Annotated in this window: 17 protein-coding genes; 11 read left to right on the top strand and 6 right to left on the bottom strand. The window is 47.5% G+C overall.

Features of this window, described 5'->3' with window-relative positions; all coding sequences use genetic code 11:
- Window positions 1-89: 89 nt before the first annotated feature.
- Window positions 90-563 (bottom strand): Tic20 family protein, encoded by a 474-nt coding sequence (locus QUA43_RS11490; RefSeq protein ID WP_015176109.1) that lies wholly within the window; start codon window positions 561-563, stop codon window positions 90-92.
- A 202-nt stretch (window positions 564-765) separates the two neighbouring features.
- Window positions 766-963, bottom strand: a complete 198-nt coding sequence (locus QUA43_RS11495; RefSeq protein WP_006631916.1) for a hypothetical protein — start codon at window positions 961-963, stop codon at window positions 766-768.
- 168 nt (window positions 964-1131) lie between these two features.
- On the opposite strand from QUA43_RS11495, the gene glyA reads away from it, so the two are divergent.
- From glyA to QUA43_RS11530, 7 genes are all read left to right on the top strand, one after another.
- Window positions 1132-2415 carry a serine hydroxymethyltransferase gene (glyA, locus tag QUA43_RS11500; RefSeq protein WP_333373952.1) on the top strand — a complete coding sequence of 428 codons (1284 nt, stop codon included), beginning with the start codon at window positions 1132-1134 and terminating at the stop codon, window positions 2413-2415.
- Between the two features lie 455 nt (window positions 2416-2870).
- Window positions 2871-3926 (top strand): MraY family glycosyltransferase, encoded by a 1056-nt coding sequence (locus QUA43_RS11505; protein WP_333373954.1) that lies wholly within the window; start codon window positions 2871-2873, stop codon window positions 3924-3926.
- A gap of 129 nt (window positions 3927-4055) precedes the next feature.
- Window positions 4056-5312, top strand: coding sequence for a competence/damage-inducible protein A (locus QUA43_RS11510; protein ID WP_333373956.1), 1257 nt, complete (start codon window positions 4056-4058; stop codon window positions 5310-5312).
- Window positions 5313-5611: 299 nt separating this feature from the next.
- Entirely contained in the window at window positions 5612-5749 is a 138-nt protein-coding gene (locus QUA43_RS11515) for a hypothetical protein (protein WP_333373958.1), read from the top strand.
- A gap of 112 nt (window positions 5750-5861) precedes the next feature.
- Window positions 5862-6302 carry a type II 3-dehydroquinate dehydratase gene (gene aroQ / locus QUA43_RS11520; protein WP_333060849.1) on the top strand — a complete coding sequence of 147 codons (441 nt, stop codon included), beginning with the start codon at window positions 5862-5864 and terminating at the stop codon, window positions 6300-6302.
- Window positions 6303-6469: 167 nt separating this feature from the next.
- Window positions 6470-7618 carry an ADP-ribosylglycohydrolase family protein gene (locus QUA43_RS11525; RefSeq protein ID WP_333373960.1) on the top strand — a complete coding sequence of 383 codons (1149 nt, stop codon included), beginning with the start codon at window positions 6470-6472 and terminating at the stop codon, window positions 7616-7618.
- 125 nt (window positions 7619-7743) lie between these two features.
- Window positions 7744-10296, top strand: a complete 2553-nt coding sequence (locus QUA43_RS11530; protein ID WP_445301963.1) for an HD family phosphohydrolase — start codon at window positions 7744-7746, stop codon at window positions 10294-10296.
- A gap of 129 nt (window positions 10297-10425) precedes the next feature.
- Here the strand turns inward: QUA43_RS11530 and QUA43_RS11535 are convergent, their stop codons facing one another.
- Both QUA43_RS11535 and QUA43_RS11540 read right to left on the bottom strand, forming a co-directional pair.
- Window positions 10426-10578: a hypothetical protein gene (locus QUA43_RS11535; RefSeq protein WP_333373962.1), complete on the bottom strand. Its 153-nt coding sequence runs from the start codon at window positions 10576-10578 to the stop codon at window positions 10426-10428.
- 90 nt (window positions 10579-10668) lie between these two features.
- Window positions 10669-11586 (bottom strand): carbohydrate ABC transporter permease, encoded by a 918-nt coding sequence (locus QUA43_RS11540; protein WP_333294360.1) that lies wholly within the window; start codon window positions 11584-11586, stop codon window positions 10669-10671.
- A 15-nt stretch (window positions 11587-11601) separates the two neighbouring features.
- Between QUA43_RS11540 and rpsF the strand changes: the two genes are divergently transcribed.
- On the top strand, window positions 11602-11937 hold the full coding sequence (rpsF, locus tag QUA43_RS11545) for a 30S ribosomal protein S6 (protein ID WP_006631907.1): 336 nt from the start codon (window positions 11602-11604) through the stop codon (window positions 11935-11937).
- A 558-nt stretch (window positions 11938-12495) separates the two neighbouring features.
- On the opposite strand, the gene QUA43_RS11550 is transcribed toward rpsF, so the two are convergent.
- Complete coding sequence (locus QUA43_RS11550) at window positions 12496-12666, bottom strand: hypothetical protein (protein ID WP_333373964.1); 171 nt, start codon at window positions 12664-12666, stop codon at window positions 12496-12498.
- Window positions 12667-12760: 94 nt separating this feature from the next.
- Between QUA43_RS11550 and QUA43_RS11555 the strand changes: the two genes are divergently transcribed.
- The 3 genes from QUA43_RS11555 to argJ all read left to right on the top strand — a co-directional run bounded on the left by QUA43_RS11555 (window position 12761) and on the right by argJ (window position 14705).
- Window positions 12761-12955: a hypothetical protein gene (locus QUA43_RS11555; protein ID WP_006631905.1), complete on the top strand. Its 195-nt coding sequence runs from the start codon at window positions 12761-12763 to the stop codon at window positions 12953-12955.
- A gap of 61 nt (window positions 12956-13016) precedes the next feature.
- Window positions 13017-13157: a hypothetical protein gene (locus tag QUA43_RS11560; protein WP_172188083.1), complete on the top strand. Its 141-nt coding sequence runs from the start codon at window positions 13017-13019 to the stop codon at window positions 13155-13157.
- Between the two features lie 306 nt (window positions 13158-13463).
- Complete coding sequence (argJ, locus tag QUA43_RS11565; RefSeq protein ID WP_333081021.1) at window positions 13464-14705, top strand: bifunctional ornithine acetyltransferase/N-acetylglutamate synthase; 1242 nt, start codon at window positions 13464-13466, stop codon at window positions 14703-14705.
- 320 nt (window positions 14706-15025) lie between these two features.
- Here argJ and QUA43_RS11570 read toward each other — a convergent pair whose 3' ends face one another.
- A complete protein-coding gene (locus tag QUA43_RS11570; protein WP_333373965.1) occupies window positions 15026-16345 on the bottom strand; it encodes a hypothetical protein in 1320 nt (439 codons plus the stop codon).
- Window positions 16346-16539 lie beyond the last annotated feature (194 nt).

The raw sequence follows: 16539 nt of genomic DNA on the forward strand, positions 1-16539 counted from the left end.
GGGCATTGGGCATTAGAACCAACAAATAATAACCAACTAACAACTGCCAACTCCCAACAGTCAACTGTCAACTACCAACTGCCAACTAACTAACGAACCTGCATATAAACAGCATCCGAAAGCGGAGGAATCTCTGCATAGCGTCCCAAAAGCGACTGCACGACTGCATAGACAAATGCAGCAAAAGCGCCCAAAAACACCATGTTATACAGAGTTTCCGCAATAAATGCGACTTGTAAGCCTTTAGAAAAAATCGGCAAAACTAGACCGCACAGCATCAAAACAATGTCTAAAAGAATCGCCTGCATCGCATTAAAACGAATGAAGTGACTGATGTTTTCGTTTCTAACTACTCCTAAATACAAGGCAAAGAAGATAATCAAGCTAGCAAAGGGCAAACTATAAATTTGCATCAATGGAGCTAGCGGTATCAACAACAGTTGCAGGACAGGAAACTGTGTAAACAGAAACCTGCCAAAGGCAAGCCCGTCAACCAACGGGAGCAAATAAGGCAAAGAAGCAAAAATCCGGTCTGGAACAGTTGTAGACCCGCGCCAAGTCATAATGAACTCTCCTGAGTCGATCGGTGAACTATTAATTCCTATTAAAATCAGCATAACGCAGCAGGCTCAGTTCCGACTCGCCCGGAATTTGCTCATTTGTGGGCCGATAGCAGCCTCAAGTACCAGATAGGGGAACTTAGATCGAATCGGGTTAATAGTCACAATGCCCCATGCCCGATGCCCGATGCCCGATGCCCAATGATTATTTAATATTGGCAATGACGAAGCCCATTTGACACTCGTACCGATCGGGCAAATTTTCCGTAGGTTTAGCAACTGGATGGCCACAGCGAAGCTCTCCACCGCTCCAGCGCGGTTGTCCAGTGCGATCGGCCAGCAAACAACTTTGGCAAACACACTGAGGGGCAAGCATCTGATTTTCCATTAAAATGACTAACATTTGATACCTCCGGCAGGTTTCACACCAGTAATTTCATTGTATGTCAGGAGTTGGGGACAAACCGCTTAACCTGAACACAACGTAATATTTATGTCAATCCTGCGAAATCCGTAGTACGGTATAAGATCCCCAATTCCCAATCCCAAATTTGTCAAGAGGTTGATTATTGTGACGGACTCTAACTTAGAATTTCTTTCCAAAACCGATCCGCTCATTGCCGATTTAATCGGGCAAGAGCTCCAGCGGCAGCGAGACCACCTAGAACTCATCGCCAGCGAAAACTTTACCTCCGCAGCGGTAATGGCAGCTCAAGGCTCAGTGCTGACCAATAAATACGCCGAAGGACTGCCAGCCAAACGGTACTACGGCGGCTGCGAATTTATTGACGGCATCGAGCAAATCGCGATCGATCGCGCCAAACAGCTATTTGGAGCCGCTCACGCCAACGTCCAGCCCCACTCCGGCGCTCAAGCCAACTTTGCAGTATTTTTGAGCTTGCTGGAACCCGGAGACGGAATTATGGGCATGGATTTGTCCCACGGCGGACACTTGACCCACGGTTCGCCGGTCAACGTATCCGGCAAATGGTTCAAAGCTTTTCACTACGGCGTCAGCCAAGAAACAGAACAGCTTGACTACGACGAAATTTTGGCACTGGCCAAAGAAAACCGACCGAAATTGCTAATTTGCGGCTATTCAGCATATTCGCGAATTATCGACTTTGAGAAGTTTAGAGCGATCGCCGACGAAATTGGAGCCTACCTGCTCGCCGACATCGCCCACATCGCCGGGTTAGTCGCCACAGGGCATCACCCGAACCCCCTCCCCCACTGTCACGCAGTCACCACCACCACTCACAAAACCCTGCGTGGCCCCCGTGGTGGCTTGATTATGACCAATGACCCGGAATTAGGTAAAAAATTTGACAAAGCAGTGTTCCCCGGCACTCAAGGTGGGCCCTTAGAACACGTGATTGCTGGCAAAGCAGTAGCTTTCGGCGAAGCCTTAAAGCCTGAATTTAAAACTTATTCCGGTCAAGTAATTGAAAATGCACGCGCATTAGCTGCACAGTTGCAGCAGCGGGGTTTAAAACTCGTTTCCGGCGGCACGGACAATCACTTAATGCTAGTTGATTTGCGATCGGTAAACATGACAGGCAAACGAGCCGACCAATTAGTCAGCGGTGTGAATATTACTGCTAATAAAAATACCGTGCCTTTCGATCCGGCATCGCCATTTGTCACCAGCGGTTTGAGACTGGGTTCGCCGGCGATGACCACCAGGGGAATGGGAACATCAGAATTTACCGAGATTGGCAATATTATTGCCGATCGCCTGCTAAATCCAGATGATGAAAGCGTCGCAGCCGACTGCCTGCGTCGAGTCGCAGCACTGTGCGATCGCTTCCCCTTATATCCCCACTTGTACTTGAAAGTGCCGGCATTAGCTTAATTTTCCTGATCGGCAATGGGAAATTGGTAGTGGGAAGTGTACGGGTAAAAGGGTAAAAGAGCAGGAAAATATTGAGAGTTGCCGGGAGCGATATTGACAAGCGGTTTTCACCAAAAATATCGATCGCCAATACGGTTTTTAGTAAAGATATTTGTCGGGCGGGGCTGGTTAGACTAACGGTATTTGTCGGTTGCGAAAGATACCGCTAGGGCTGGACCCGCTCGCCAAATATCGACTTTTTTGCTCGCGAAAGAGTCGATATTTCAAATCGTTAATTCGAGAGTTATGAATGAACAACCTGACAATTCGCCCCAGGACAACTGCCATTGTGGCAAATCTCCGCCTCCCAAACCCCCAGTCGCTCTTCAAGATGTTTCCTTGTTATAAGCCATCTGAAATGTAGTAGACTCTGCCTGACAGACTAATTGCCCCGCACTATTTAAAATTGATTTCAGATGCCGTACCAGTATCTGTACCACATACTCGCTTTTCTGGTTTCTGCGATCGTCGTCCTCTGGAGTACACCAATAGTCAAAAAAATTGGTCTCAAAAGCGGGCGAGTCGATCGGCCAGGCGAGCGAAAAGTCCACAAGCGCCCGATGGTGCGCTTGGGAGGAGTTTCCATCTTTCTCGGCACTATCACTGCCCTCTTATTTGTCTGGCTCTCAGGAGGCTTCATCGATGCTAGCGGACAAGTTCTCAATCCCAAAGACGAATACGAAATTTGGGGAGTCACCCTCGGCGGCATCGGATTCTTCCTCATCGGTTTAGCAGACGACCTATTTTCGCTCTCTGCCTTAAAACGCTTGCTCATGCAAATTGGCGTATCCAGCATCGCTTGGATGGCAGGGGTAAAAATTGAGTTTCTTACAGTTCCCTCCCTGGGACTGACAGATATTGGCTGGCTGAGCTTGCCAATTACCGTGATTTGGCTCGTCGGCATGGCCAACGCCATCAACTGGATTGACGGTTTGGACGGTTTAGCTGCCGGAGTTTCAGGGATTGCAGCAGTTGTAATGCTGATTGTCAGTCTGTCGATGCACCAACCGGCAGCGGCCCTGATTGCAGCGGCTTTAGCTGGCGGGGCCTTGGGATTTCTGCGTTACAACTTCAATCCGGCTCAAATCTTTATGGGAGATGGCGGGGCTTATTTTATCGGGTTTACTCTCGCTGGAGTGGGAGTAATTGGGTTAGTTAAAACTACGGCTGTTACTTCTGTGTTGCTGCCATATTTAATTTTAGCTGTACCGATTTTAGATATGTCGGCGGTGATTCTCGATCGACTTCGCAACGGCAAGTCACCGTTTATTGCTGACAAGCGCCACCTTCACCACCGACTTCTACAAGCCGGACTATCCCATCGATTTGCGGTTTTATTTATTTACTCGCTGACACTGTGGGTTGGAAGTTTAGCCCTAGCTTTTTCAGTTCCCAGTGGCGTAATTTACGCTATGGGTGCAACCAGTTTGCTGGGATATGCTAGCTGGAAAGTTTGGAGACACGCTAGGTGAAGGAAGAAGGAAGAAGGAAGAAGGAAGAAGGAAGAAAAATAAATAATTTCTAATGCCCCATGCCCTATGCCCAATTCCCTAATTCCCCAATCTCCAATCCAAAATCTAAAATCTAAAATCTAAAATTGCATGGTTGCTGAAATTATTTGTGTTGGCACTGAATTGCTGTTAGGCGATATTCTTAATAGCAATGCCCAGTTTTTAGCCAAAGAATTAGCGAGTCTGGGAATCCCTCACTACTATCAAACAGTGGTGGGGGACAATCCAGAACGTATCAAACAAGTGTTAGAAATCGCCGTCAGTCGATCGCAGCTTTTGCTCTTCACCGGCGGCCTCGGCCCCACACCAGACGACCTGACAGTCGAAACAATCGCCGATTTTTTTGGGGTTCCCCTCATCGAAAAGCCGGAAATTATCGCCGATATCGAATACAAATTTGCCCAGCGGGGACGCACCATGAGTCCCAGCAATCGCAAACAAGCTTTAATTCCAGAAACTGCCGACATTCTGCCAAACCGCAGCGGTTCGGCACCGGGCATTATTTGGCAGCCGATTCCCAACGTTACTGTAATGACATTTCCCGGCGTACCGGCGGAAATGCACTTGATGTGGCAAGAAACCGCCGTTCCTTACCTGAAAAATGGCGGCTGGTGCAGCGCCACTATTTACAGTCGCACATTGAAATTTTGGGGGATTGCTGAGTCGGCATTGGCCGAAAAAGTAGATAGTTTTCTGAATTTAACTAATCCTACTGTGGCTCCCTACGCCAATCACGGCGAAGTCAAACTGCGGATTTCGGCCCGCGCGGAGTCCTCCGTGGCTGCTAAAAACTTGATTGAGCCGATCGAACAACAATTGCGGCAAATTGCCGGCTTAGACTGTTACGGTGCTGATAGCGATACCCTCGCTTCGACTGTGGGCCAATTGTTGCTGGATGCGGGGCAAACTCTTAGCGTGGCTGAATCCTGCACCGGAGGAGGATTGGGGGCGATGCTGACTGGTGTTCCCGGCAGTTCGAGCTACTTTTTAGGCGGGATTATTTCTTACGACAATCAAGTTAAGGAAGGATTATTAGGTGTTAATCCCCAAGATTTAGCCGAATTTGGGGCAGTCAGCCACCAAGTGGCAAAACAAATGGCTGCGGGAGTTCGCGCCAGCCTCAATACAAATTGGGGATTGAGCATTACAGGCATCGCCGGGCCCGGAGGTGGCACAGACGCTAAACCTGTCGGACTGGTTTATGTTGGTTTAGCGGGGCCCCACGGCGACGCAGAAAGTTTTGAATACCGTTTTGGCGATGCCAGAGGCCGCGAGTGGATTCGGCATCTGAGTAGCTGTACGGCGCTCGATCGGCTCCGGCGTAAATTATTGTTGGCAAAAGTGTAGAAAAAATCCTACGATTGGTCAATTGTCAACAGTCAACCGTAAGCTTAAGCTTTATTTAACACTCTATACTCCGATATAATTCGGCAATTTTCCTTTTGCCTCTTGATTATCTGTAAAGATTCGTTATGATAATAAGATAGGACTGATTGGCCAAGATACTGACTCTCTCCATTGCTCAAAATAACCAGCAAGCGAGAAAGCAAGTTTGACCTTTGGTTTCAAAGTCGTGCTTGCTTATTTTCAGATATTTAGCCGTCGGTTTAGCAATCTAGACTATAAGAAAAGGAGCTATCCGTTCAATGGAAGACATTGAAAAGGTGCTGGAACAAATTAAAGAATGGGTTCGCAAGCTGATAGAAGGATTGCTGAGTCCTGAAGCTCAACCGGAACTCGAACCGATTCGTATTCCTGTAAACCAACCGAGAAATCGCCGATAGTCGGGACTGGATTGGAAGTTTGAGCTTTGAGCTTTGAGCTTTGAGGTTGGAGACTGGTTCTAAATCCCAGGTCAAAACTCTCATAATTTTTGTTGCGCTGGAAATTTTAAAATTGTTAAATATCCTGGTACTTCACGGCCCTAATCTGAATCTATTGGGTCAGCGAGAACCTGGAGTTTATGGTTCTGCGACTTTAAATGATATCAACAAGTTGCTAGAACTAGAAGCGCAAGCTCTCCAGGTGCAAGTCTCAATTCAGCAGTCGAATCATGAAGGGGTATTGGTGGATGCAATTCACTCGATGTTAGGGCAGCACCAAGGCTTATTGATTAATGCTGGAGCCTATACTCATACGAGTGTGGCAATTAGAGACGCGATCGCCGCGGTGAATATCCCTGCGGTAGAAGTTCATCTGAGCAATATTTACCGGCGGGAAGCTTTTCGCCACCACTCGTTTATCGCAGCGGTGGCGATCGGGCAAATCAGCGGTTTTGGCTCAGAAAGTTATCGGCTGGGGCTGCAAGCTCTAGTTAGTTACCTGATTAAAAATTAGAAATTTACCGATTGTAGCGATCGGATGAGGGCAGGTTTTAGATGGAAAACCAGCCCTTATATGTTTGGGTTTAATTCCAATTAATCACAAGACTTTGGCAAAAAAGGATACCAGAAAAAATTATAAATTATAAATTACCAATTACTAACAACTTGAGTTAAATTCAAATGCGGCATTCCCTGTTGAGCAAGTTTCAAGGAACCATCCTGGGGGCAGTTTTAGGAGACTCTATAGGTCTGCAATACCAGAGGCAACTCGTGGGTGTCCCCCCCCAAACAGAAGACTTGCAGCCGATATTACAACTGACGAAACACCAAAAATTGACCCTAAGAGGGGCAACATTGGCGTTGAATTCTGTCAACAGTAAAATCCCAAGTGGCAAAGACTCATCCGCCTCTGGGAGACTTGCGGTAGCGTGTGCTCAAAGTTTAATTCGGTGTAGGGGTTTAGATTTAAAAGATTGGCGCGATACTTGGGAAGCATTTGCCAAGTCGGAAATCTACCATCCGCCAAGCAGTGAGTTTCAAAGCCTGCTTAACCCTTCTGAAGCTGCCATTGCTGCGCTGCCTGCTGCGATGTTTTTTCACGAAAATAAAGCCAAGCTACGAGAAAAAATCATGCTGGCGATAGAGGTTTGGCCCAACGAAAACAAGCCACAATGGGAAACAGCAATTTTAGCAGTAGAATATACGATCGCCCGAGCTCTCAAAGAAAGACTTGACCCCGCGACAGCGATCGAGCAAACACTTGCTTACCTGAAAACAGATAATGCCTTAACAGAGCTGCTGCTGCAAGTGCAAATACTACTAGAAAAGGGAGCCGATTTAGAAACAGCCGCCACTCATCTGTGCAAAAGCGCCACAGCTTTTCGAGAAAGACAGGGCGAAGGTGAAAAAAAATTACCAACCGAGTCAATTGTCAACCCTGGAAATTTGATTCCCATTGCCTTAGCTTTCTACTGCTTTTTGAACACCCCAGAAGACTTGCGCTTGTCAGTGGTGCGCGCCGCCCGCTGTGGTATAGCCGGACAAATAACCTGCGCTTTGACAGGAGCTTTGTCTGGAGCCTATAACGGCGTTGGTGCGATTCCTGTAGAATGGCGACAGGTATCTTCGGCTGAGGTTAAATCCCAGCAGCTAGCCGACGGCCGAGAACCTTCGCTCTGGGGAACTGGCAGCGATGTAAAAATTGTAGAGTTAGCAAATAACCTGTTTGCTGTTTGGGCAGGAGTTTACAAGCCCGATACCGGACTGGATTCCGCAGCGCTAGCCCGATCGGTGGCTGCACCTTATGTCATTAGACCTCGTAAAATATAAAGGTTGGAGCTTTTACTGGTAAGGGCTGAATATTCAGCCACGGTAGTTCGGATAAACTCAATCAAGATGCCTAGTCAGAAATTCTGACAAAGCTGCTGGATAACAGTGATATATCTTCGACACAAATGAATACGCTCTCCTCATTGATGCGGCAGATTGAGCAGCTAGGGGCTGCACGCTCACTGCGCCAACACATTGCTAAAGTGCAAAATGGCGACAGCAAAGTACATACAGATCGCGCTAGCGGGTCTCTCCTGAACCGTTTGTCGCGCCAGAAATGGGCTCCGCCCGAGACTTTTACTAGATTTTCAAGTAAAACCTCCAAATCAAGCCTCAAAAATCAAGCTCGTTCCCCTATGTTGGCGCTCGTAGCTGTAGTTTCTCTAAGCAGCACTCTGGGCCACCGCTTTTACAACCAGCCGAAACTGGATGTGGGGACGAAAGCTCCTCAGACGATTAAGGCTCCTGCTACTGCTAGCGTCCCGGATTACAAAACTACTGAAGAACAGCGGAAAGCAGCGCGGATCGGGGCTGTAGCGATATTAATGCTAGATCCGGAGGTCGATCGACAAATTTATCAAGAATTACAACAATTTTTGCAGCAGGGAAGCGAGCTGCGAAGGGCGGTAGGCCCGTTTCCGTTTGCGAGTACCTCGGCGCTCTCAAATACAGCTCAGGTTTACTTGCGGGGCTGTCCCGAGTGGGAGTGGCGCTCGATTTTGGCGCAAGCGGGTGACAAAAGTGCAACTTCCGAGCGATTGAGTTTGGATTCCCCGGCAATTGCTGTGGCAACAGATAACAAGTCTCAGCAAGATGCTATCGCTCAACTGCAAGCTTACAGCCGATCGGTTCGGGCAGCAGACTTTCAAAGCCTGACAGACAGTATTTCCGAGGCTCGTCGGCGCTATCTCAATGCTGTGGAGGCGCTGGAAAAACCGTCGGTTTCCCGGTTGCCACAGATTTACGATATTTCCCTATTTGATTTGTCGGATGCAGCTTGGCAGAAAACGCAAACGGGCATGACTCGGGCAGTAAAAAGGATCGTGGCTCAAGGTATCCCGCAGGGGTTGCCAAAAGAGATTTTGAAAGAAGCTGTGAAGCTGCAAGTAGCTGAGGAAGTGCCGTTAGAGTCCCAAGCTTTGGCGGTTGAGGGTTTAACAGCGATTTTGCAGCCAAATCTGGTGAGAGATCGCGAGGAAACCAAACAGCTAGCTGAATTAGCGGCGCAAAAGGTGAAACCGGTGATGATCGCAGTGGATCAGGGCGAGATAATTGTTGCACAAGGAAAAGAGATCTCGCAGGAAGATTTCGTGTTGCTGGACTATTTTGGTTTAAGTCGCCGGGGGGTGAATTGGCTGGGGCTGACGGGTTTTGTTTGTTTAGTCGGGGGGGCAATTGCGATCGTACTGCTGGTGGAAAGGCACTACCGCTTGCGCCGGAGAGATCATTTGCTATTGCTGCTGCTGACTTTGAGCGCGCCGGTGCTGGTGAGTTTGGGTCTGCCTTGGACGAGTTTGCCCGCGATCGGGATTTTAGCGGGCGGCTTCTACGGTTCGGCTGTGGGAGTGACTGTGGTGGGGCTGCTGTCGGCGCTGCTGCCCGTTGGCTTAAATGTGGACTTGATTCATTTGGTGGCTAGCGGGGCGGGGGGATTGCTGGGCGCTTTTATGGCCGGGCGGCTGCGATCGCGCGAGGAATTGGCTCTTTTGGGCTTGGCTCTTGGGTTGACTCAGGGGACGGTTTATCTGGTGGGGACTTTGATTGCCAGCGCCGCTGTCGGTGCGATTTGGTACGTCGTGCTCGGTACTGTGGGCGCGCAAAGTTTGGCCGGTTTGGCTTGGAGCGTTGTGGCGATCGGCATCAGCCCTTATTTGGAACACGTTTTTGACTTGATTACGCCGATCCGGCTGGCGGAACTTGCCAATCCCAACCGCCCGCTGTTGAAAAAATTGGCGGCCGAGGCTCCGGGGACTTTTCAGCACACGCTGTTTGTGGCGAGTTTGGCGGAGGCTGCTGCCCGGGAACTCGGCTGCAATGTTGAGCTGGTCAGAACTGGGACACTATACCACGATATTGGAAAAATGCACGACCCTCTCGGATTTTGTGAAAATCAAATGGGTGGGGGCAACAAACACGATGAAATTAATGACCCTTGGGCGAGCGCGGAGATTATTAAAAAGCACGTTACCGAGGGCTTGGTGATGGCGCGGAAGCATCGATTGCCGAAGGCAATTCAGGCGTTTATTCCCGAGCACCAAGGTACAATGTTAATTGCTTACTTCTACCACCAAGCGCAGCAAATTGCTGCCAAAGAAATAGAAGATTTAAAGATTTCTTTGCCCGATGCGGATAATTCAAAGTTAACAATCGCAAGTCGGGAAGTGAGGGAGGAGGATTTTCGCTACGATGGGCCGATTCCGCAGTCGCGGGAAACCGGGATTCTGATGCTGGCGGATTCTTGCGAGGCTGCTTTGCGATCGCTCAAGGATGCTACTCATGAAGAGGCTTTGAATATGGTTAATCGGATTTTGAGGGCTCGCTGGCAGGATAATCAGTTGATTGATTCGGGTTTGACGCGGGAGGATATGTCTCTAATTGCGGAGATTTTTGTGCGAGTTTGGGAACAGTTCAATCACAAGCGGATTGCTTACCCTAGTGCAGTTTTCACTCCCAGGTAGGCGGAAATTTTTAGTTAGGAAAAATCAGTTCGCATTTCAGTTGTGAATGAGAGTTCATTGCGATTTGCCCCGCAAAGCGCCATGCACTTCAGGATTGTCGCTGACAATTACCACAGTTTGTTTGATTCCTCAAAATTCCGAAGAGTCGATATCTCTTTCGCCGGCTAGGTGCGATCGCAATTTTTGCCAGTCTGGGGCATCGATCGCATTTGCAAACCCGATAATAGTATCTACAACCCCAGCGCAGTCAACAATCCAGCGGATTTCTGGTAGTTCGTACATAACAAATAAATTTTGTGAGTTGTATCGCAGAAGGAATAAATACTAATTTTCGACTTCCAATCCCCATGCCCCATGCCCCATGCCCTCATTCTATCCTTTGACTCCGGCGGCGGTTTCTGTTGGCACAATGTATTTTTGCAAGAGCAAAAATAGTCCTAAAACTGGAACAATAGAAATAATAGAACCCGCCGCAACTAAACGCCAATCTAAAGAAAATGTCCCGGCTAAATTGGCTACCCCTAAAGGTAAGGTGTAATATTCCGGTCTGTCTAAAACTAGCAGTGGCCACAGAAAGTCGCTCCAAGAACCGATAAATACGAAAATTCCTAGGGTGACTAAAGCTGGCTTAATTGCCGGAATCATGACGTGCCACCAAATGCCTAATTCGCTGCAGCCGTCGATGCGGGCGGCTTCTTCTAGTTCTTTGGGAACGGCTAGAAATGCTTGTCGTAATAAAAATATGCCGAAGGCTGAGGCTAGTCCGGGAAAGATTACGCCTAAATAACTATTTTTTAGTCCGAGTTGTACTGTCAATATGTATAGGGGAATCATGACTATTTGGAAGGGAATCATGATTGTGGAAATGATTGTGATTAAGATGGCTTCGCGGCCGCGAAATTTTAGTCGGGCTAAGGGGTAAGCGGCGAGGGCACAAAAGAGGACGTTGATGCTAACTGTGAGGCCGGCAATTAAGGTGCTGTTGAACAGGTAGCGGCCGAAGGGGTTGGTTTGCCAAACTTTGATGAAGTTTTCGAGGGTTGGCTGTTGTGGCCACAGTTGCGGAGGAAATTGAAAGATGTTTTCGTTGGGGGATTTGAGGGAGGTACTGAGCAGCCACAGCAAGGGAAACAGCATTAAAAGTGCGATCGCGCTCATGATGCTGTACGTCCACAGGGTGCTCCACGGCGAGGGAGTGTTGTTTGGGGAATTTGGTTTTTTAGTTTTGAGATTGTTCATTGTTGGGATATGATAATAAGTCCTTGCTTCGTGAGAAGCCTTGTTGTCCATAAGGGGATTATTGCCATGAAACCGTTTATTTACGAAACTATGTACATTCTCCGCCCTGATTTGGGTGAGGAAATGACAGACCAGGCGATCGCTAAATATCAAACTATTTTGCGCGATCAAGGTGCTGAAAGCATCGAAACTCAGCACCGTGGCAAGCGCCGTTTGGCTTACGAAATCGGCAAGCACCGGGACGGAGTATACGTTCAAATGAACTATACAGCTCCGGGCGCTGCAATTTTTACCCTGGAGCGCGCGATGCGTCTTAGCGAAGAAGTGATTCGCTATTTGACAATCAAGCAAGATGTGCCAGATGCACCTGAAGCGGAAGCTGAAGCTGAAGTCGCCGAGTAGTGCTCGTGTCCACTTAACGTCTGCTGTAGTACCAGTCTACTGTTTGACGATTAGGGCCGCTTATTCCCCGGCACGCCTTTCTTAAGGGCTACGCTGTACACACAACTTGAAAAACTTACGTCAGAGCCTTTCGCTCCCCCTGGCATCCTCCTGAAAAAGACGCTAGGGGGCGCTCTGGGATTGTGGGTACAGCATAGTTTCTGAAGGGCGGGACTTGATGTTGATTGAAATTATAGGTGAATGGGCGATTGTTTTTCTAGGGGAGGACGATCGCTCTTTTTTGTGGGGAGGCTGCTGGGGCTTAATCTATTTTTATCAACAAAGAAAGCTCGCTTTTTGAGGAGGGCGATGGCGATTCACTTAGCCCAACTCTATTATCTAGTTGACTACAAAAAACTTGACTATGCTTGAGCATAGCTGCTTAATCATTGTAAATTAATTGTGATTCGCTATTTATTAAATTTACTGTTAACTCAAGCAAATTCAACTTCCTTGAGAGACAAAATTCTGCATCTATAACTCTGAACCAAACTATAAAGTTATTTTTGCCCTTGGTAATTAGGTAGCCGCCAAAATGTGGCTCTTAGAAGATGAATATTGGCAATTTTTGCCAACTGCTGCTTGGGGTTGGGCCTGAATCCACGAGCCAAAGCCCGATCGCACTCCCTGCAACCTCGATCGAGATTCTCGCCCCATAGCCCAATTGTAAAGTTTTGTGACAATTTCCATTTGGTAGCTTTAGATACAGAATTGTCTGTTATAGTGATAGAAGAGAAGAAAAAAACAGCCCAACATTAATCTAAAGAATACGGAGGAACCCCATATGTCTACCGAAAATCAAGCTCGCTCTCTGATGATGCGCCACCACCAACTGGTGAAGAACCGCCAGCAATCCATGCTCAACCGCACCGCCACCGAAGTCGGGATGGAAGATACGCACTACTGGGGTCACATTCAAGGCAAACCGCAGCCCAGCTTTCAAGCCAGTTACGATCGCAGCAACGCCACTATGAGCTAGGGCAAGCTCAATTTCGACAATTGTCTACGAAGTTATTACCTATAATTTGGAGAAATCAGTTATGTCAACTCAAGAACAAGCCCGCACCCTGATGATGCGCCATCAACACGTCGTCAAAAACCGTCAGGAATCCATGCTGAGCCGTGTGGCTGCTGAAGTTGGTTTAGATGCTGGTTCTCCAGCGAGTATCGATCGCAAATAACCCCTTTTTTCAACGGCGAGATAGTTGAAGGGAGTTTGTTGTTTGCCAGCTAAAAATTAATAATGTCAATTACAAAACCGTCGCGACTTCTTCTTGAGTTCTAACTCTAGATTGGAAGCCGCGATTAGTTTTATGGGGTTGGTTAAAGACAAAAAGTGAGTCACAGCCTCCCTGAACTGCATTTCCACGCCTGGGAAGCAGAAAACGAGCAAACCCTTACAAAATAAGTTGTTCGCAATCTAAAATCTAAAATCTAAAATGATATAATCCCCTTTCAGCAGATTGAAGGCTACTAGGGAGGTCATGATGTCGGACTGGAAAGAAATTGACGGCGGAGTTACAGCACCGAGAGGGTATCGAGCATCGGGAATTACAGCGGGTTTGAAGCCTTCAGGCTTGCCGGATTTAAGTTTAATTTTGTCAGAGGTGGATGCCATCGCCGCTGGAGTCTTCACCACATCCACTGTCCGGGCCGCTTGTGTGGACTACTGCCGTCAGCGTTTGCAAGCTAAACCCAGCGCCAAAGCAATTTTGTGCAATGCGGGACAAGCTAATGCTGCTACTGGCGAACAAGGTTTGGCAGATGCCCTCGAAAGTGCCAAATTGTTGGGAGAAGCGTTGAATATTCCTCCAGAATCGATTCTTTTGGCCTCCACTGGTGTCATCGGACAGCGGATAAAAATGGAGCCGCTGAGGGCGGGAATTCCGCGATTAGTTGCTGAGGCATCGGAAACTGGTTCCGATGCGGCGGCTAAGGCTATTTGTACGACTGATTTAGTGCCGAAAACGATCGCCCTGGAAACCATGTTTGGCGATCGGCCCGTCCGCATCGGCGGCATTTGCAAAGGTTCGGGAATGATTCACCCGAATATGGCAACAATGCTGGCATTTGTAACTTGCGATGCAGCAGTGTCATCGCATTTGTGGCAAGAAATGCTGAGTCGGGCGGCTAACAGAAGTTTCAATCAAATTACTGTTGACGGCGATACCAGTACCAACGATTCGCTAATTGCTTTGGCAAACGGTCAATCCCGCACACCTGCAATTACGGAAATGGGGGCTGATGCTGAAAAATTAGAAGCGATGCTGACAGAAGTTTGCGTGCATTTAGCAAAGGCGATCGCCCGTGACGGCGAAGGTGCAACTTGTTTGGTGGAAGTGCAAGTTAGCGGCGCGCTGGATGAAGTTTCTGCGAGTAAAATTGCCAAAACAATTGTCGGTTCTTCTTTAGTGAAAGCTGCTATTTTCGGACGCGATCCGAATTGGGGCAGAATTGCGGCGGCGGCTGGGCGCGCTGGTGTACCTTTCGATCAAGAGAATTTGCGGATTCAATTGGGGGATTTTTTGATGATGGAAAACGGACAGCCTAAAGAGTTCGATCGCGCTGCTGCGAGTAATTATATGAAAGCGGCTGCAGAGGGAGAATATTTGAAGGCTGATACAGTTGTAATTCAGGTTAGTGTCGGGAATGGCAGCGGTTTTGCGAAAGCTTGGGGATGCGATTTGAGTTACGACTACGTGAAGATTAATGCGGAGTATACGACTTAAATAAGTCCAGGCTGTTAAAAGTCCGGGCGGTTATAAACCGTGCCTACACAAACAAAACCAGACGAGAGAAAGTTGAAGGCAAATTTCACACAATTTAAACTAAATTTCCCCCCGTGGGGGGAAATTTAAAAATCTGAAACCTTTACTCACCAACTTAATATCAGCTTTTTTGCTCCTCCTTTTAAAATCGCTGAAGCCCTTGCAAATATCAGCTTTTTATGATTTTAACAAAAGAGCGCTAAAAATCTTATTCAGACTAAGTTTCAAGACTTTTTTAGCTGATTATTAATAAGTCTAATATAAAATTTGAAAAACACGCCCTAACCAAAACTATCGGAGACAAACACATAGCCACCACCATATCCAACATTATCATCCACTAATATTAAGCCCTCGTTACCCTGCGGATCTCCACTCTGAGCAAGTCCATAATTCACCACCCGCAACAACCGCTGCGGCGTAAACGATTCTAATTCTACAAAATTGCCTGCATCCAGCCACGCTAGTTCTTCGGCTATTAAACCTTGCCTCACAGCATCGGGTAATTGACGTGCGCTTTGTGCCATTGTTTGAGATTGCTGGACAAACATATCGCGGGTTTCCAAGATTTGGCGGGGAGAAATGCCTAAATCAAAAATCGTCACCTGTTGATTCGCAAACCAGTCTGGACTGGTTCGTAATTGATGCACTAAACCAACTCCAGCAGGGCTCGCATTGTGCAGCGCATAAACTTTCAAATCGGCATTACGGCGCAGCATTTCGATTACGGTGTTGAAGATGCTTTGGGGATAGCCACTAATACTAAGAATGGCGCAGTTGTTTTCAAAATGGACGTTGTTGGCAATGAGGAATTGAGCTATTTCGTCACTGTCACAGATAATTGCGCGATCGAAGCTGTAGGCGCTAACTTCGGGATCGATGCTGGCGGGTAAAGCTTCTTGGCGAGGTGCAGGCAGCAGTTTTTCTAGTGCGCCGTTTACCCTTTGCCAGTCTCGCAGCCATTTATCGCTTTGCGCTTGATTAACGAGAAATATTTCACCCGTTATCTGTGGGCTATTTTTTTGTGAAATGCTGAGCCAGTAGGAAAATAGTCCTAGTGTAGAGGCTGCGATGTATCCTGGAAAATAATTAAATATCAAGCTTCCTGAAATCCCTGTTACTAAAATAATTATTCCTAAAGTTTGTAAATTTGTGGCATTAATTTTTCTGCTGCGAACACTTTGCTCGGTAGATTGGCTGTTCGCGAAAAATCCCCGAATCCAAATAATATTGAAAACTGTCCACACTATCAAAAATCCCGCAGTGTCAGAAAAGATAGAGCTAATGAATATACCGCCAAAGTTCACCAGGAAAAAGCTCTGGACTAAATATCCTAAAATCCAGTTCCAGAGGTTAGATGAGGTGCGATTTTTTAGCCGTTGATCTATCAAATACAAAAACTGTTTGGGCGTAAAAAATAACATATTCTGGCTGGAAATATCTTCGATCGCCTTTTTGAAAAAGGGATCGGTGAATGCCAACTTTTTATCAGTGACGGTAGTGGGTTCAAATACAAACGGATGGTTGCACCGTTTACAGCGACCTGAGTTGGTGGTACGATCGCGCAAATTGTTGTCGGTGTTACACTGGACGCATTTCATTCCCATTTCGGTTACTCCTGATTGATTTAATGGATTTATATCGTTGACGGTTGTTTTGGAATGGTTTTACCGCAGAGGCCGCAGAGGGCGCAGAGGAAGAGAAGAGAGATAATAAGTAGAAGGAAGAAGGAAGAAGGAAGAAGGAAGAAGGAAGAAGGAAGAAGGAAGAAGGAAGAAGGAAGAAGGAAGAAGGA

Source organism: Microcoleus sp. N9_B4, from assembly GCF_036701635.1.
Taxonomy (GTDB): Bacteria; Cyanobacteriota; Cyanobacteriia; order Cyanobacteriales; family Microcoleaceae; genus Microcoleus.

Coding starts and splice junctions, on each gene's coding strand:
- QUA43_RS11490 (WP_015176109.1), bottom strand. CDS start 563: ATGACTTGGCGCGGGTCTACAACTGTTCCAGACCGGATTTTTGCTTCT.
- QUA43_RS11495 (WP_006631916.1), bottom strand. CDS start 963: ATGTTAGTCATTTTAATGGAAAATCAGATGCTTGCCCCTCAGTGTGTT.
- QUA43_RS11505 (WP_333373954.1), top strand. CDS start 2,871: ATGCCGTACCAGTATCTGTACCACATACTCGCTTTTCTGGTTTCTGCG.
- QUA43_RS11510 (WP_333373956.1), top strand. CDS start 4,056: ATGGTTGCTGAAATTATTTGTGTTGGCACTGAATTGCTGTTAGGCGAT.
- QUA43_RS11515 (WP_333373958.1), top strand. CDS start 5,612: ATGGAAGACATTGAAAAGGTGCTGGAACAAATTAAAGAATGGGTTCGC.
- QUA43_RS11525 (WP_333373960.1), top strand. CDS start 6,470: ATGCGGCATTCCCTGTTGAGCAAGTTTCAAGGAACCATCCTGGGGGCA.
- QUA43_RS11530 (WP_445301963.1), top strand. CDS start 7,744: ATGAATACGCTCTCCTCATTGATGCGGCAGATTGAGCAGCTAGGGGCT.
- QUA43_RS11535 (WP_333373962.1), bottom strand. CDS start 10,578: ATGTACGAACTACCAGAAATCCGCTGGATTGTTGACTGCGCTGGGGTT.
- QUA43_RS11540 (WP_333294360.1), bottom strand. CDS start 11,586: ATGGACAACAAGGCTTCTCACGAAGCAAGGACTTATTATCATATCCCA.
- rpsF (WP_006631907.1), top strand. CDS start 11,602: ATGAAACCGTTTATTTACGAAACTATGTACATTCTCCGCCCTGATTTG.
- QUA43_RS11550 (WP_333373964.1), bottom strand. CDS start 12,666: ATGGAAATTGTCACAAAACTTTACAATTGGGCTATGGGGCGAGAATCT.
- QUA43_RS11555 (WP_006631905.1), top strand. CDS start 12,761: ATGTCTACCGAAAATCAAGCTCGCTCTCTGATGATGCGCCACCACCAA.
- QUA43_RS11560 (WP_172188083.1), top strand. CDS start 13,017: ATGTCAACTCAAGAACAAGCCCGCACCCTGATGATGCGCCATCAACAC.
- argJ (WP_333081021.1), top strand. CDS start 13,464: ATGTCGGACTGGAAAGAAATTGACGGCGGAGTTACAGCACCGAGAGGG.
- QUA43_RS11570 (WP_333373965.1), bottom strand. CDS start 16,345: ATGAAATGCGTCCAGTGTAACACCGACAACAATTTGCGCGATCGTACC.